Origin of the sequence: Xenorhabdus entomophaga (assembly GCF_037996725.1) — a bacterium.
GTDB classification, from domain to species: domain Bacteria; phylum Pseudomonadota; class Gammaproteobacteria; order Enterobacterales; family Enterobacteriaceae; genus Xenorhabdus; species Xenorhabdus khoisanae.
Map to the genome: position 1 here is coordinate 1 of NZ_JBBMXH010000315.1, position 558 is coordinate 558.

A 558-nucleotide genomic window follows, 5' to 3' on the forward strand; every position below is an offset into this window, starting at 1 on the left:
TGAGGGAGTGGTTAGGATTCATGGGCGAGCATTCGAAAGAAAAATAAAGATAATTAGATCATGTCATTGCTTGTTATTCAATAGGTATTTGAAAAGTATGCTCGCGCCCTGTGCTTCCAATGGTTAGATTGCTTAGAGAAAGTAGTATTCACGCTCAATAAACGTTCCTATCACTTTATCGTGTATTTCTTCGGATTTGGAATAGCCTATCGTTTTTCGATTCAGCCTTTTTATACGAATACGCAGGGTGAGATGGGTTCTTTCTATACGTTGGGTAAATTTCTTTCCCGTGTCGACAAATGATCACTGTTCGTCTATTTCACCGATAATCTGAATATCACCCCCTGCAAGCGGCAGCGTAGTTATGTTTCTGGGTGTGAGTTTTTTAGTGTGCGAATGACCGTGTTAATGCCGACCTTCAGGACGCGAGCGGTATCCCTGACACCGGCGTTATTCATGGCCATATCAATAATCTGGTCTTTCATGCCGGGCTGACAGGCTTGATAAGTATAAGTCAGTTGAAAGGTTTTACGGCAAGCATAACAGTGATAACGCGGA

The 558-nt window shown here is 42.5% G+C and carries 1 pseudogene; it reads right to left on the reverse strand.

Annotation, left to right across the window (positions count from 1 at the left end):
- Window positions 1-132: 132 nt before the first annotated feature.
- Window positions 133-558 (reverse strand): annotated as a pseudogene (locus AAC854_RS22945) (IS1 family transposase); the annotation flags it as partial.